General features: G+C 60.3%; 10 protein-coding genes. All 10 read left to right on the forward strand.

The window, feature by feature from the left end:
- Window positions 1–205 precede the first annotated feature (205 nt).
- The 10 genes from clpB to HMPREF2842_RS00670 all read left to right on the forward strand — a co-directional run bounded on the left by clpB (window position 206) and on the right by HMPREF2842_RS00670 (window position 13902).
- Window positions 206–2815 (forward strand): ATP-dependent chaperone ClpB, encoded by a 2610-nt coding sequence (gene clpB / locus HMPREF2842_RS00625; RefSeq protein ID WP_070614819.1) that lies wholly within the window; start codon window positions 206–208, stop codon window positions 2813–2815.
- Between the two features lie 152 nt (window positions 2816–2967).
- The gene (locus tag HMPREF2842_RS00630) at window positions 2968–3936 is read left to right on the forward strand and encodes a Sir2 family NAD-dependent protein deacetylase (RefSeq protein WP_070641851.1); all 969 of its coding nucleotides are present in this window, start codon (window positions 2968–2970) and stop codon (window positions 3934–3936) included.
- Between the two features lie 199 nt (window positions 3937–4135).
- Window positions 4136–5353: an excalibur calcium-binding domain-containing protein gene (locus HMPREF2842_RS00635; RefSeq protein ID WP_070634927.1), complete on the forward strand. Its 1218-nt coding sequence runs from the start codon at window positions 4136–4138 to the stop codon at window positions 5351–5353.
- A gap of 314 nt (window positions 5354–5667) precedes the next feature.
- Window positions 5668–6711 (forward strand): excalibur calcium-binding domain-containing protein, encoded by a 1044-nt coding sequence (locus tag HMPREF2842_RS00640; protein ID WP_070634926.1) that lies wholly within the window; start codon window positions 5668–5670, stop codon window positions 6709–6711.
- A 314-nt stretch (window positions 6712–7025) separates the two neighbouring features.
- On the forward strand, window positions 7026–7775 hold the full coding sequence (locus HMPREF2842_RS00645) for a DUF4956 domain-containing protein (protein ID WP_070634925.1): 750 nt from the start codon (window positions 7026–7028) through the stop codon (window positions 7773–7775).
- A 118-nt stretch (window positions 7776–7893) separates the two neighbouring features.
- Window positions 7894–8814: a polyphosphate polymerase domain-containing protein gene (locus HMPREF2842_RS00650; protein ID WP_070641853.1), complete on the forward strand. Its 921-nt coding sequence runs from the start codon at window positions 7894–7896 to the stop codon at window positions 8812–8814.
- 227 nt (window positions 8815–9041) lie between these two features.
- Window positions 9042–10730 (forward strand): carbohydrate-binding domain-containing protein, encoded by a 1689-nt coding sequence (locus HMPREF2842_RS00655; RefSeq protein ID WP_070641855.1) that lies wholly within the window; start codon window positions 9042–9044, stop codon window positions 10728–10730.
- A 367-nt stretch (window positions 10731–11097) separates the two neighbouring features.
- Window positions 11098–11307, forward strand: a complete 210-nt coding sequence (locus HMPREF2842_RS00660; protein WP_005504588.1) for a DUF3073 domain-containing protein — start codon at window positions 11098–11100, stop codon at window positions 11305–11307.
- A gap of 334 nt (window positions 11308–11641) precedes the next feature.
- Window positions 11642–12712 carry a phosphodiester glycosidase family protein gene (locus HMPREF2842_RS00665; protein ID WP_070641858.1) on the forward strand — a complete coding sequence of 357 codons (1071 nt, stop codon included), beginning with the start codon at window positions 11642–11644 and terminating at the stop codon, window positions 12710–12712.
- The gene (locus tag HMPREF2842_RS00670; RefSeq protein WP_070641860.1) at window positions 12709–13902 is read left to right on the forward strand and encodes a bifunctional glycosyltransferase family 2/GtrA family protein; all 1194 of its coding nucleotides are present in this window, start codon (window positions 12709–12711) and stop codon (window positions 13900–13902) included. The genes HMPREF2842_RS00665 and HMPREF2842_RS00670 overlap by 4 nt, the downstream gene beginning before the upstream one ends.
- The last annotated feature ends 171 nt before the right edge of the window (window positions 13903–14073 follow it).

Here is a 14073-nt window from a genome sequence, read left to right on the forward strand (position 1 = left end):
TTCGTTGTCCAAGAAACGGGAGGCAGTTCAGCTTTTGTCCGGGGCTTTTGTTTGGGGGTCAGGGGTGTGAGGTGGGGTGAGGTGGGGTGAAAAATATGAAAATTTTTTTGCAGGAGGCTTGCGAAACATAATTGAGTGGAGTAGACTCAAGTTATGTAATGCAGGGGCGCATAGGATAAGCCCCTCGAAATGCGAAAGGAACATCATGGACAACAAGTTCACGACCAAGAGTCAAGAAGTTATCTCGGCGGCAAATACTAATGCTCAAACCGCCGGTAACCCCACTATTGAAACCGCGCACATCCTCAAGGCCCTCATGGACCAGCGCGAAGGCGTCGCCGTAGCAGTCCTCAAGGCTGCAGGCCTGGATGTGGACGCTATCTCCGAGGCGGCATCCGCTGAAATCAAGAAGCTGCCGAAGGCATCCGGTGCCTCCGTGCAGAATGCTTCCCTTAGCCGTGCAGCGCTCTCTGCTCTGCAGGCGGCACAGACCCGTGCCCAGGGCTTCGGAGATACCTACGTTTCTACCGAAATGATTCTGCTCGGCATTGCCAGCGGAACCGATAGCACCGCTGAAGCAATGCACAAGCTCGGCGCTACCGCAGAGCTCATCGCACAGACCATCCCCAACGTCCGAGGAGACCGCACCGTGGACACCCCCGACCCCGAAGGCACCTTCCAGGCGCTCGAAAAGTACGGCACCGACCTGACCGCCATTGCCCGCGCGGGCAAGCTCGACCCGGTCATCGGCCGTGACTCTGAGATTCGCCGCGTCGTGCAGGTGCTTTCCCGCCGAACCAAGAACAACCCCGTCCTGATTGGTGAGCCCGGCGTCGGTAAGACCGCCGTCGTGGAAGGCCTGGCACAGCGCATGGTTTCTGGCGACGTGCCCGAATCCCTGCGCGGCAAGACCCTCATCAGCCTGGACCTGGGCTCCATGGTCGCAGGCGCAAAGTACCGCGGTGAGTTCGAGGAGCGCCTGAAGGCAGTCCTCGAGGAAATCAAGAAGTCCGAAGGTCAGATCGTGACCTTCATCGATGAGATTCACACCGTCGTCGGTGCCGGCGCATCCGAAGGCTCCATGGACGCAGGCAACATGCTCAAGCCCATGCTTGCCCGTGGTGAGCTGCGCCTGATCGGTGCAACCACCCTGGACGAGTACCGCGAGAACATCGAGAAGGACCCCGCACTGGAGCGCCGCTTCCAGCAGGTGTACGTGGGCGAGCCCAGCGTAGATGACACCATCGGTATTCTGCGTGGCTTGAAGGAACGCTACGAGGCACACCACAAGGTGCAGATCGCTGACTCCGCGCTGGTTGCCGCAGCAACCCTGTCCAACCGTTACATTCCCTCCCGTCAGCTGCCTGACAAGGCAATTGACCTGATTGACGAGGCAGCATCCCGCCTGCGCATGGAAATTGACTCCGCACCGGAGGAAATCGACCAGCTGCGCCGCGCCGTGGACCGCCTCACCATGGAGGAACTGGCACTTGCCGACGAGACCGATCCCGCATCCGTGGAGCGTCTGGAAGCGTTGCGCAAGGACATGGCTGACAAGAAGGAACAGCTCGACGCCCTCAACGCTCGTTGGGAGGCCGAGAAGGCTAGCCTGAACCGTGTGGGTGACATCAAGACCCAGATTGACGAGCTACGTTCCCGCGCAGAGGTTGCACAGCGCGAGGGTAACCTCGCTGAGGCATCCCGCCTGCTCTACGGCGAGATTCCCGCAAAGCAGGCTGAGCTGGAAGAAGCACAGCGCGCCGAGGACACCGCCAAGAACGAGTCCATGGTCTCCGAAGAGGTCACCGCGGACGATATTGCCGAGGTGATTTCCTCCTGGACCGGTATTCCCGCAGGCCGCATGATGCAGGGTGAATCCGAGAAGCTGCTCGAAATGGAGAAGCGCATCGGTGCCCGCCTCATTGGCCAGGAAGCCGCAGTAGTCGCTGTCTCTGACGCTGTGCGCCGCGCCCGCGCCGGCATCTCCGACCCGAACCGCCCGATTGGTTCCTTCCTGTTCCTGGGCCCGACCGGTGTCGGTAAGACCGAGCTGGCTAAGGCACTGGCTGAGTTCCAGTTCGATGACGAGCGTGCCCTGGTACGCATCGACATGAGCGAGTACTCCGAGAAGCACACCGTGTCCCGCCTGGTCGGTGCCCCTCCCGGATACGTTGGCCACGAAGAGGGCGGTCAGCTGACCGAGGCTGTACGCCGTCGCCCCTACTCGGTGGTCCTGCTCGACGAGGTCGAGAAGGCACACCCCGAGGTCTTCGACATCCTGCTGCAGGTACTCGATGACGGCCGCCTGACCGACGGCCAGGGCCGCACCGTGGACTTCCGCAACGTCATCCTGATCCTGACCTCGAACCTCGGTTCGCAGTACCTGGTCAACCAGGATTTGCCCTTCGAGGAGCGATCCGAGAAGGCGCTGGAGGTTGTTCACCAGGCATTCCGCCCCGAGTTCCTCAACCGACTGGACGACATCATCATGTTCCAGCCCCTGTCGGCTGAGAACCTGGGCCAGATCGTGGGCCTGCAGATCAAGAGCATGGCTAAGCGTCTGGAGGACCGCCGCCTCACCCTGAACGTGACCGAGGCAGCCCTCGAGTGGCTGGGTAAGACCGGCTACGACCCGGCATTCGGTGCCCGCCCGCTGCGCCGCCTGGTTCAGCGTGAGATTGGCGACCGCCTGGCTCGCGGCATCCTCTCCGGCGCAATCCACGACGGCGACACCGTGACCGTGGACGTGAACCCGGACGTTGCCAGCGACGGCCTGTCGGTGACCTCCGAGCGTGAGCAGAAGGCTGAGAACTAAGCTCAACCGGTTGGCTGGGCGGACTTAGCCTGTGGCTGAGTTTGCACATTCGAAACCATAAGAAATAGGCTGTGGGGTACCCTCAAAAGGGGTACCCCACAGCCGTTTAACGCACTAGAACCGCACTAATACACAGAGCATTGAGGAGAAGAATGGACCGCTGGACTGACCACCAGAACTTCGCCGCCGCCGGTGAGCAGCGCGAAGAAATCGCCTCCGTGCACCGTGCCGCAATCCGCTCGATTCAGCGCGTTGTCTCTGAGAACGCCACCCCGCACGACGAAGAATACGCCTCCGCGGGTATTGCCAAGCTACTCAAAGCGGGTAAGGTTCTCGTGCTCACCGGCGCGGGAGTGAGCACCGAATCCGGCATCCCCGATTACCGCGGACCCGGCGGCTCCCTGCACGACCACCGCCCCATGACCTACCAGGAATTCCGCTACGATGACGCCGCCCGCCAACGCTACTGGGCGCGCTCCTACGTGGGTTGGCGCCGCATGCGCCGCGCCGAACCGAACCGCGCCCACTATGCGCTCGCCGAGCTGGAGCAGCTGGGTGCCGTGAGCGGCGTGATTACGCAGAACGTGGATGGGCTGCACGCCCGTGCTGGAAGCTCCCGTCTGCTGGCGCTGCACGGCGACCTGTCGCGCATCGTCTGCCTGGACTGCGGGCAGGATGAGGGCCGCGAAAGCCTGGATGCGCGCCTGGACGCGGCGAACCCCGGCTACCTGGCGCGCCTTGATAACGAAGAGCTGCGCGTGAACCCTGACGGTGACGTGGAGCTGGACGAACGCTATATCCGCGATTTTCAGATGGTGCCCTGCATCGCCTGCGGTTCGACCCGCCTCAAGCCGGATGTGGTGTACTTTGGTGAGTCCGTGCCCGCCGAACGTAAGGCGCTCAAGGACGCCATGCTCGCTGAATGTTCGGCGCTGCTGGTGGTGGGCTCCTCGGTGGCGGTTATGAGTAGCTACAAGATTGTGTTGGAGGCTCTGCGTGCCGGCAAGCCGGTCGCTGTCATCAATGGCGGCCCCGGTCGTGCGGATGCGAAGGCTACCTACCTGTGGCGCACCGGCGTGGGTGAGGCGCTGGAACTCATGCTCGACGCCGTTGACGTTTAAGGTTGCTGGAGTCGTTGCAGAGGTCTAGGCTGCGCTGTTTTCCAGTGAATGCTGTTTCTCTAGCGAATTTTGCCGCGCGTGCACTGACCTATAGCTGGCCCGTCGTTAACTGCACGAAAGTGCTATTTTGTGTTGCAAGTCATTGCAAATAGCCCCTGGACAGGCGGATACACCCAGAGCGCGGGGATAAAATGATGGGATGGACATTCGACACACTATCACTCGCTTCGGTGCCACCGCCCTGATCGGCTGCGGTCTGGCGGTCACCGCAATCCCCGCAACGTTCGCTCAGAACGGTGAAGAGTCCGTCACCCACGTCTACTCCGACAAGGCGACTTCCCACATCTCTGAGGTCTGGTACAAGGGCGAAACCCTGAAGATTACCGGCGAAGGCTTCCTGACTCAGGACGGCACCTCCGGCTCCGTCATCGCTATCAAGCTGAACAAGGGCTCCGTCAAGATTGACGGCAAGGACTACCTGGAAGTTCAGGCTGACGAGAAGGGCAACTTCTCCGTTTCCATTCCCTGGCAGAACGACCTGGATGAGCGTATCTCCGTGGACGTCTACCTGCTCTCCGGCTCCCTGAAGGACAACGACACCGCTCGCGGCGGCAAGGCTGCGACCGTGAAGATTGAGGCTCGTTCCGTTCAGGAAGCAACCCCCTCCGCTACCGCTTCGGTGAGCCCTTCGGCAACCGCTTCTGCTTCGGCTTCCGTGGTGGCTACCCCCTCCGCTTCTGTTGCGCCCTCCGCATCTGCGACTCCTTCGGCTTCGGCTACCGCCGCTGATGAGGTTGTTGCCTCCGTGGATGCAAAGATCAAGGACCGCGCCGATGAGAAGGCGTCCGCTACCGCTTCGGTGAGCCCCTCGGCTACCGCGTCGGCTTCCGCTTCTGTGGTTGCAACCCCCTCTGCTTCGGCTTCTGCTTCCGCATCGGCTTCCGCTTCGGCCACTACTGAGCAGAACGCACCTGTAGCGAACGAAGCGAAGGATCAGCTGGGTGATTCCACCTCCGCTACCGAGCAGGTGACCGCTTCGGCTGAGAGCACCCGCTTCGCGAACTGCGCAGAGGTTGCGGCTGCTGGCCTGGCGCCCATTCACGAAAGCCACCCGGACTTCCGTAAGAAGTTCGACAACGATGGTAACGGCCTGGGCTGCGAGGTTATCAACAGCGAGGTGACGGACGGTTCCTCTTCCAACGGTTCCTCGGGTTCTTCTTCCCGCAACTCTGGCGGCCTGGACAACCTGGGTAGCGGTTCCTCCTCTTCGAGCAATTCCACTTCGAGCCGCGCTCAGCGCTCCTCCCTGGCTAACACCGGTGCTTCCAACGCCTTCACCATGGCTGGCCTGGGCCTGGTAGCTCTGGGTCTGGGCGTTGCTGGCGTGACCGCTGTGCGTAACCGCAAGAACTCCTAAAACTATCGTCACCGCCCGGTGCGGTGCGTGAGAGTCCCCTCTCCTGAACGCTTTTGAATGTTCGGCGGAGGGGATTCTTGCGTTTAACGGGGTGGTTTTTGTTGGCGTGTTGTGTCGGTGGGATGGCGCATGTACTTGCTGGTTTCTTCAAGTCTCAATTGAGACTTTAGGGGTGCACGGCGGTGCAAAAGGTCTCTATGGTTCAACCATGCCTTCAATAAACCTTCAAGAAAACCCCGGTTTGTGAGTCAGGTCATGGCAAATTGGCGTCTTGGGAGCCGGTATCCCAAGCTTCGCTCGTTAGAATGGGGGGCATGAACATTCGAAACAACATCGCACGCATCGGTGCCACCGCTCTGATTGGCTGTGGCCTCATTGCTACTTCCGTTCCCGCAACCTTCGCTGTTGAAGGCGCGCCTCAGACTGTCTACACCTACGCAGACTCTGCACAGTTCATTGCCCCCGACACCTGGTATGAGGGTCAGGGCCTGAACATTGGTGGCGAGGGCTTCAAGACCGCTGACGGCACCTCCGGCTCCGTTCTGGCTCTGAAGCTGAACAAGGGCGCCGTTAAGATTAACGGCCAGGACTACCTGGAAATCCACGCTGATAGCGATGGTAACTTCTCCGCCACCATCCCCTGGCAGGAAGAGCTGCACGGCAGCGTTTCCGTTGACATTTACCTGCTGTCCGGCTCCCTGAAGGACGGCGACGTTCCCCGCGGCGGTAAGGCAGCTACCGTGACCATTAAGGTTGCAGAGCAGCCCGCACCGGCTCCTTCGGAGGACCCGACCCCCGCTCCTTCTCAGGACCCGACTCCGGAACCCACCCAGGATCCCACTCCCGAGCCCTCCAAGGAAGCAACTGCTGAGCCGACCACCGAGGCTCCCAAGCCTGCTGAAGAGACCTCCGCACCCGCAGTTGAGGACGCTAAGGAAACCAAGCCTGCCGAAGAGCAGAAGTCTGAAGACCAGAAGTCTGACCAGGCTTCCGACTCCTCCGCAAAGGACGAGAAGACCTACAAGTACCAGAACTGTGCTGACGTGTGGGCAGACCGCGGCACCTCTATTCATAGGGGTGACCCGGACTTCCGCGATAAGTTCGACGCTGACGGTGACGATGAAGGTTGCGAAGAGCAGCCGAACTACGAGAACTCCAACAAGTCTGACAGCGTTTCGCTGAGCTCCGGCTCGAATGACAACCTGGGCTCCGGTTCTTCGAACGCATCCTCCAAGAGCTCTTCTTCCCTGGCTAAGACCGGTGCATCCGACGCGATGACCGCTGCTGGTCTGGGTCTGATTGCTCTGGGTGCTGGTGGCGCGACCATCGTGGCAACCCGTATGCGCAAGAAGGCATAATAACGCCTAGTCGCTAAGTTTTTAGCTGCTTTTATGGGCTCCCTCCATATCGGAGGGAGCCCATTTTTTGTGCTTTTTGAAGCTGTGGGATGCTCCGTCAAGGACGCGAGAAAAGAGAAAAATTACGATTGAATAGCGCCACGATTAGGGTATTTATTAGAGACATATAACACTTATCTATAAGTTAAGGCGAGCACAGGGTAAACACAGGCTTGCACGGGAATCTAGATACTACAAAGAACGCACAGCCCGAAGCTGAAGAACAGACAGCAAAGAGCACCGCGAACATCACGACACGATACCTGGAGCACCCAATGACTATTCTGACCATGGCGATTGCCGATGCCATAGCCATCGCAGCTCTCTGCACCCTCTACATGGTGCGGCACCGCAACCGCGAACTGATGATTTCCTACGCGGTCATCAACGCCGGCATCTTCACCGTCTCGGTGGCGCTGGTATCCGCCGGATCGAACGCATCCGCTATGGGTATGGGCCTCTTCGGTGTCCTGTCGATTATCCGATTGCGTTCCACCGCCCTGAGCCAGCGCGAGGTGGGTTACTACTTCGTAGCCCTCTCGGTCGGCATGATCGCAGGTGTGAACATTAGCCCGGCGTACATCGCCTTCGGCCTCATGGCTACCCTGGTCGCCCTGATCGCGATTCTCGACTCGCGCAGCACCCCGGTCTCTACCGATCAGACTCAGGCCGTCACCGCCGATCGTGCGATCAGCGACGAGGAAGAGCTCAAGGCATACCTGAGTGCTCGCCTGGGTTACACCGTCACCTCGGCGAAGATCACCGAGCTGGACATGGTGAACAACCTGACCCGCGCCACCGTCACCTACCAACCCAAGGAAACCACCGAGGGCGGCACCCCCGCGGCAGTGGAGACAGCACCGGCTAACGCAGCACCGATTGCGGCTCAGCCTGTAGCCGCTCAGACGGTAGCATCGCAGGCTCCTGCGGCCTACCCGGCAGCACCTCAGGTTCCCACCGCCGAGGCGCACACCACCCTGGACACCCGGATGGTTCCGCTCCAGCGCACCCCGGTAGGCAAGTAAGACCAGCCGGTATAAAAGCCTCCGATTCACTCTAACTGCACAAACATCTCCGATACCCACGACACGCCGCCCCCAGCGCACAGCACGCAGGGACGGCGCCCCAGAAGGACGAAGACCCATGACTAACGCAGCCGCAAACATCATCCCCGCAGAGTGGAAGAGCATCAGCCTCGAAGCCATGAACGAGAAGGCAGCCATGCAGACCCGCGTGGACCGCAAGTACATTGTCGACGCAGAAACGGCCGCCAAGGTACTCTCCACGCTCGGCGCAGATGCCTCCGTCATGGAAATCGATGGCCAGCGCGACTTCGCCTACGACTCGGTCTACTTCGACACCCCGCAGATGCAGAGCTACCACTCGGCAGCCTACAGCCGCGATGACACCTTCAAGATTCGTACCCGTAGCTACCTGGACTCGGAGCTGACCTTCCTGGAGGTCAAGACCGACGGTGAGCAGGATATGACCGTCAAGAAGCGTATCCCGTACACCTTCGAGAACCGCGATACGCTTACCGTGGAAGGCCACGAGTACATCACCGCAGCACTCGGCGATATTCTCGCCGGCCCCGTGCACAAGCTGGAGGCGGTTCTGACCACCGGCTACCGCCGTACCACGGTCTTCCTGCCGCAGAGCGAGAAGAACCCGGTCGCCTCCCGTATGACCGTAGATAACGCCCTGACCTGGACCCCTCTGTCCGAGAACATCCTCATGGCGGGCGTGAACTACCGTAACTTCCACGGCAACCTGGTTGGCACCACCTACGGCCTGCCGAACGCGGTCATCATCGAAACCAAGTCCGGCGTGGAGCCTTCCGTGGCAGATCAGCACCTCTGGGATGCGGGCATCACCCCCGCGAAGATTTCCAAGTTTGCAACCGGTATGGCGGCGTTGAACCCGCAGCTGGCAAGCAACAAGTGGGAAGAAACCCTGAAGAACTGGATGCACCTGGAACCGGTCAATGGCACCCGCCTGAACGTGGATGACATGACCGAAGAGGACTACCAGAAGCTGCTGACCGAGCGTTTCGCAGCCGCCTAAAACGGCAATCTGGCTATAACAACAATCTGGATGCGCGGGTAGGGTAGCGCACCTACCTTACCCGCGTCCCCAGCCCCCTAACCTATACCCCCGAACCAAGCACAACATCGGCCTTATTCGCCCCACACAGGCAATAACCGCTCTCACACATATTCACATTTCACATACGTCTTACCCCTGTGGCGCTGGCTCTACGCGAGTGGTCACCCAAACACAAAGGAAAACCCGTGAAAAAGAGCAATATGATTAAGAGCGCAACCTCCATTACCCTCCTGGCAGCCCTGGCGTTGACCGGCTGCTCGGCAACCTCGGCATCGAATGCCAGCGCTTCGAGTGCAATCAGTACCTCCGCTTCGAGCACTTCGGGCACCACGTCGAAGGTGGCAGACTCCTTCTCCACCGACGTGAAGAGCGGAGCGAAGCTCGCCGAGGACACCCACTACTCCGCGAAGGATCTGACCTGGGATTCCTCCAGCGAAGTTACTATCGATCTTTCTAACCCGACCGCGACCGACGGTGTGACCGTCAGCGACGGCGTCATCACCATCACCAAGGCGGGCAACTACAAGCTCACCGGCACCTACGATGGCCAGATTAAGGTTGATGCAGCCGACAGTGACATGGTCCGCCTGATCCTGAACAACGCGACAATCACCAACTCCACCGGTGCAGCTATCAACGTTGTTGAGGCGGACGAGGTCGTCATCTACACCGCATCGGGTACCACCAACACCGTCTCTGACGGCTCCTCCTACTCGGATACCGCCAGCGGCAGCCCCGACGCAGCTATCTACTCCAAGAGTGACCTGACCCTGGCGGGCGAAGGCACCCTGAAGGTTGAAGGTAAGTACGAAGAGGGTATCCACACCTCTGACGGCCTGGTCATTGCCTCCGGTACCCTGGAAGTGAACGCGGCAAACACCGGCATCAAGGGTAAGGACTACGTCGATATCCTGGACGGCACCATCACCGTGACCGCAACCAAGGACGGTATCAAGGCAACTAACGACACCGACGGCAACCGCGGCTGGGTACGCCTGAGTGGCGGTACCGTGAACATCTCTGCAGGTGATGACGGTTTCAAGGCTGAGCGCGTGCTTGAAATCTCCGGCGGTACCCTGAACATTACCAAGGCGAACGAGGGTATTGAGGCGCAGTACATCAACATTCTGGACGGCACCGTGAACGTGACCAGCTCGGATGACGGTATCAACGCCTCGTACAGCACCACCTCGACCAGCACTGAGCCGACTACTGCAACCTCGACTAAGCAGAGCGCGCAGAATGGCCAGAACTCTGCACCCCAGGCGCCCAGCGGTAGCGCAGGTCAGGCTCCGGCAGGCGGTCAGGCACCCTCCGGTACCATGGGCCAGCCCCCGGCTGGCGGTGGCGCAGGTGGCGGCATGGGCGGTGGCGGCAGCACCTTCGAGGTGGTCGACGCAACCATCAACATCTCCGGCGGTACCGTCACCGTGAACGCGAACGGCGACGGCATCGACTCCAACGGTACGGCAACCCTCTCCGGTGGCACGCTGATCGTGAACGGTCCCTTCACCGGCGGTAACGCATCCCTGGACACCAACGGCAACCTGCTGCTCAACGGCACGACCGTGGCCGCGGGTAACTCCGGTGACATGTTCGAGGCGCCCGCGACCAACTCCACCAGCGGCTACGTGAAGATCAGCAACGTATCGAACCTGAGCGCAGGCACCACCGTACAGGTGACCGACTCCTCCGGTACCGTGGTGGCGAACTACAAGGTGGCTAACTCCAGCACCACACTGATCCTGGTCTCCAGCTCCAAGATCACCAAGGGTCAGAGCTACACCGTGTACACCACCACCGATAGCGTGGATGCCTCCAGCACTACCCTGGCTTCTAACGCCACCTCGCTGGGCTCCTTTACCGCAAGCTAAGCGGGGGTGCCCTCCCTAGACCCCGTGCGGGATGTCATGACCTGCACGGTACCCTCTCTGAATCCGGTCTTGTGAGTGAGCCGGAGGCAGAGACACTCGCCCCGCATCGGATATAGTGATATATCCGGTGCGGGGCTACGTGTTATATAGGGTGTGTGGCGTCTGGGGTAAAAAAGCTGCGGGTGCAAAATAAAACGGTTGTTCCGGTGCGAAGAAGTGCTCTGATACGCAAAATAGGTGCCGTTGAGCGAGACATTCAGGGCTGAAACAGGGTACTCTATAGTGTAGTAAAGACTGTTGAACGATCCGAGAGCGATGCGCCGCGCGTGCTGTTCGCCTCGGACAGGATGAAAGAGGGGGTCACGCCATGGGGCGCGGCCGTCAGAAGGCTAAAGCAACTAGGCAGGCTCGGGAGATGAAGTACTTCAGCCCCGAGACCGACTACAGCGCACTCGAGCGCGAGCTCAGCAGCGCGAAGAAAACGAAGTCCTCCGATTCGTCCCGCCGTCGCTATGACGACGAGGACGACTACTCGGCATACGCAGAAAAGTACGCGTCCTACGAGGATGAGGCATAAAGAATACGCGGAATGATTCGGTGCATATCGACCGAGCGTATTTCATAGATGATGAACCGGCTTGAGGCCCCGCACGGGGTACTCAGCCGGTTTTTTCGTGCCCGCAGTTTTTGAGGATGCACTCTCAGGCGTGTGCGCGAGGACAGGTTGCCCGCGGGGGTTCTTGACTATGCGGAACACAAAGCCAATACACATGTTTATACATAGATATGCATAGCGCCATCTGGTAATAAAGCATAGGCAGTAATAAAAAAGTTTGAAATGAATAAGTATACATAGCTTCTGCACAGCTTAGTCATGCCTGGCACAGAGAATAGCCCGGCATTCTAGAGACATGAACAACGAACAGAACATGACTCAGAATATTGACCAGACCACCCAGACCGCAGCAGAACAAGCTAGCGCAGCGCAAACCGTTGCAGAGCAGAAGCTAGCCAAGAAGAAGCTCACCCGTCGAATTTTCATCGGCGGCGGCCTCGGCGCACTCGCAGTAGTCGGCGGCGGTGCAGGCTGGGCATACAACCGCTACCTGGCAGAGCACACCGAAATCGAAGACACCACCGCCTACGAGGCGGCAGCAGCTCAGGCAAACGCAAGCGCCTCCGGCTCCGCCACCGCAGATCCCACCGAACTGACCGGCGTGAAGGTCAACGGCCAGAGCCTCACCGCTAACGAAGGCTCGATCACCATCACCTCCAACACCACCGGCAGCGGCTCGGACGCGGTCGTCTCCTTCGTAGCAGACATCAAGCTCGACAACGCAACCCTGCTGCGAAGCGCCTTCGCCAACAACAAGTTCGGCCAGAACATCATCGACACCCCCTCGAACATTGCCTCCGAACACAACGGCATCTGGGCAATCAACGGCGACTATTACGGCTTCCGTACCACCGGCATCGTGATCCGAAACGGTGTTGTCTACCGTGACTCCGGTGCACGTGAAGGCCTCGCCTTCTACCGCGACGGCTCCGTCAAGCTCTACGACGAAACCGCAACCAACGCCCAGACCCTCGTCAACGAGGGCGTGTGGAACACCCTCTCCTTCGGCCCCGCACTGGTCAAGGACTCCGCAATCGTCGACGGCATCGACAGCGTCGAAGTGGACACCAACTTCGGTAACCACTCCATCCAGGGCTACCAGCCGCGAACCGGTGTGGGCGTGCTCGGCACCAACCACCTGGTCTTCATCGTGGTCGACGGCCGCTCCACCAACTACTCGCGCGGCGTGACCATGCCCGAGTTCGCCCAGATGTTCAAGGACCTCGGCTGCGTGAGCGCCTACAACCTGGACGGTGGTGGCTCCTCCGCCATGGTCTTCAACAACAAGCTGGTCAACCGCCCGCAGGGTGGCACCAAGGAACGTGGCACCAGCGACATCCTCTACATTGCAGGGAGCGCATCGTGATTATCCTGATACCTGCCTATAAGCCGGACCAATCACTGGTCCGCCTTGCCCGGGCCCTGCGCAAACAGGACCCTGCCGCCGAAATCCTCGTGATTGACGACGGATCCGGCAGCGCCTACGCACCCATCTTTACCGAACTGCGCATCGACGGCGTGACCGTGCAGACCCACCCCGCCAACAAAGGCAAGGGTGCGGCACTGCGCACCGGCATCGCCTGGGCGAAAGCAAACCGCCCCGGCGAGGTCATCGTCACCGCCGACGCGGACGGCCAGCACCTACCTCGGGACATCTTCCGAGTGGGTGTGCGCACCGAAACCGCCGCAGCGGCAGGTCAGCGGAGCATCATCCTCGGCGTGCGTACCAAGCCCGACCCGAACGCCGGCGAAGAAGGCACCAAGGTGCCGCTGCGCTCCAAGATTGGCAACAGCGCAACCGTAGGCTTCTTCGCCTTGGCGACCGGAGCCCGCGTGGCAGACACCCAGACCGGTCTGCGCGGCTTCACCCCGCAGATCCTGGACTGGCTACTGCAGATTCCCGGCGATAAGTACGAGTACGAGTTCTCCATGCTGCTACGCGCAACCCGCGCAGACGTGGAACTGGTGCAGGTAACCATCGTGAAGGTCTACGAGCCCGGCAACCCGACCAGCCACTTTAGGCCTCTGCAGGACTCGGCGCTCATTTATGCACCGCTGCTTGCCTTCCTGGCATCGTCTTTCCTGACCGGCTTCCTCGTGGATGCTATCGCCCTCTTCGTCCTGGTGGGCATGGGCGCTCCGCTACTGGCAGCCGTGGTCGGTGCCCGCATCATCTCGGCGCTGACGAACTTCACCGTCAACCGAATGCTCATGCACGACGGAGGCGCACGCCCCTCGGCATCCTCCTCGCTGGTACGGTACACCGTGCTGGCGGTGGGTATCCTCGCAGCCAACGCGGCTCTGATGGAAGCTTTGACCGGCCTGGGCGCGTCCCTGCTGGTCGCCAAGATCCTGACCGAACTGATTCTGATCCCGATCAGCTTCGCGGTCCAGCGCCGCTGGGTTTTTCTACCCACCCAGCGTCAGGAAAATACGCGAGAAAAGACTCAGGCAATCGCCGCCTCTTCCGGCTTGCGCGCGGTGAGCTACGAGTCCACTCGCATGGAGGCTGCCGGTATCCGTACCGGCGTGCGTGCCTCCCAGGTACGCCTCTAGCTCGTCTACCCTAGCGTCCAACAGGCTCGGGGCGTACCCAAAGATTTCTCCCACCTGTCGGTCGTGAGGGTGGGTGGGAGAAGCAAGCTGCAGCACCAAAAGCCGCAGCGTTTCTGTTCACGAAAAGCCCCCGCTGAGAAATGAACTGCCTCCCGTTTCTTGGACAACGAA

This window comes from Rothia sp. HMSC069C10 (assembly GCF_001812205.1).
Taxonomy (GTDB): domain Bacteria; phylum Actinomycetota; class Actinomycetes; order Actinomycetales; family Micrococcaceae; genus Rothia; species Rothia mucilaginosa.

What these genes read in the sequence shown, in the direction of transcription:
- clpB (WP_070614819.1), top strand. Translation starts at nt 206, where the DNA reads ATGGACAACAAGTTCACGACCAAGAGTCAAGAAGTTATCTCGGCGGCA.
- HMPREF2842_RS00630 (WP_070641851.1), top strand. Translation starts at nt 2,968, where the DNA reads ATGGACCGCTGGACTGACCACCAGAACTTCGCCGCCGCCGGTGAGCAG.
- HMPREF2842_RS00635 (WP_070634927.1), top strand. Translation starts at nt 4,136, where the DNA reads ATGGACATTCGACACACTATCACTCGCTTCGGTGCCACCGCCCTGATC.
- HMPREF2842_RS00640 (WP_070634926.1), top strand. Translation starts at nt 5,668, where the DNA reads ATGAACATTCGAAACAACATCGCACGCATCGGTGCCACCGCTCTGATT.
- HMPREF2842_RS00645 (WP_070634925.1), top strand. Translation starts at nt 7,026, where the DNA reads ATGACTATTCTGACCATGGCGATTGCCGATGCCATAGCCATCGCAGCT.
- HMPREF2842_RS00650 (WP_070641853.1), top strand. Translation starts at nt 7,894, where the DNA reads ATGACTAACGCAGCCGCAAACATCATCCCCGCAGAGTGGAAGAGCATC.
- HMPREF2842_RS00660 (WP_005504588.1), top strand. Translation starts at nt 11,098, where the DNA reads ATGGGGCGCGGCCGTCAGAAGGCTAAAGCAACTAGGCAGGCTCGGGAG.
- HMPREF2842_RS00665 (WP_070641858.1), top strand. Translation starts at nt 11,642, where the DNA reads ATGAACAACGAACAGAACATGACTCAGAATATTGACCAGACCACCCAG.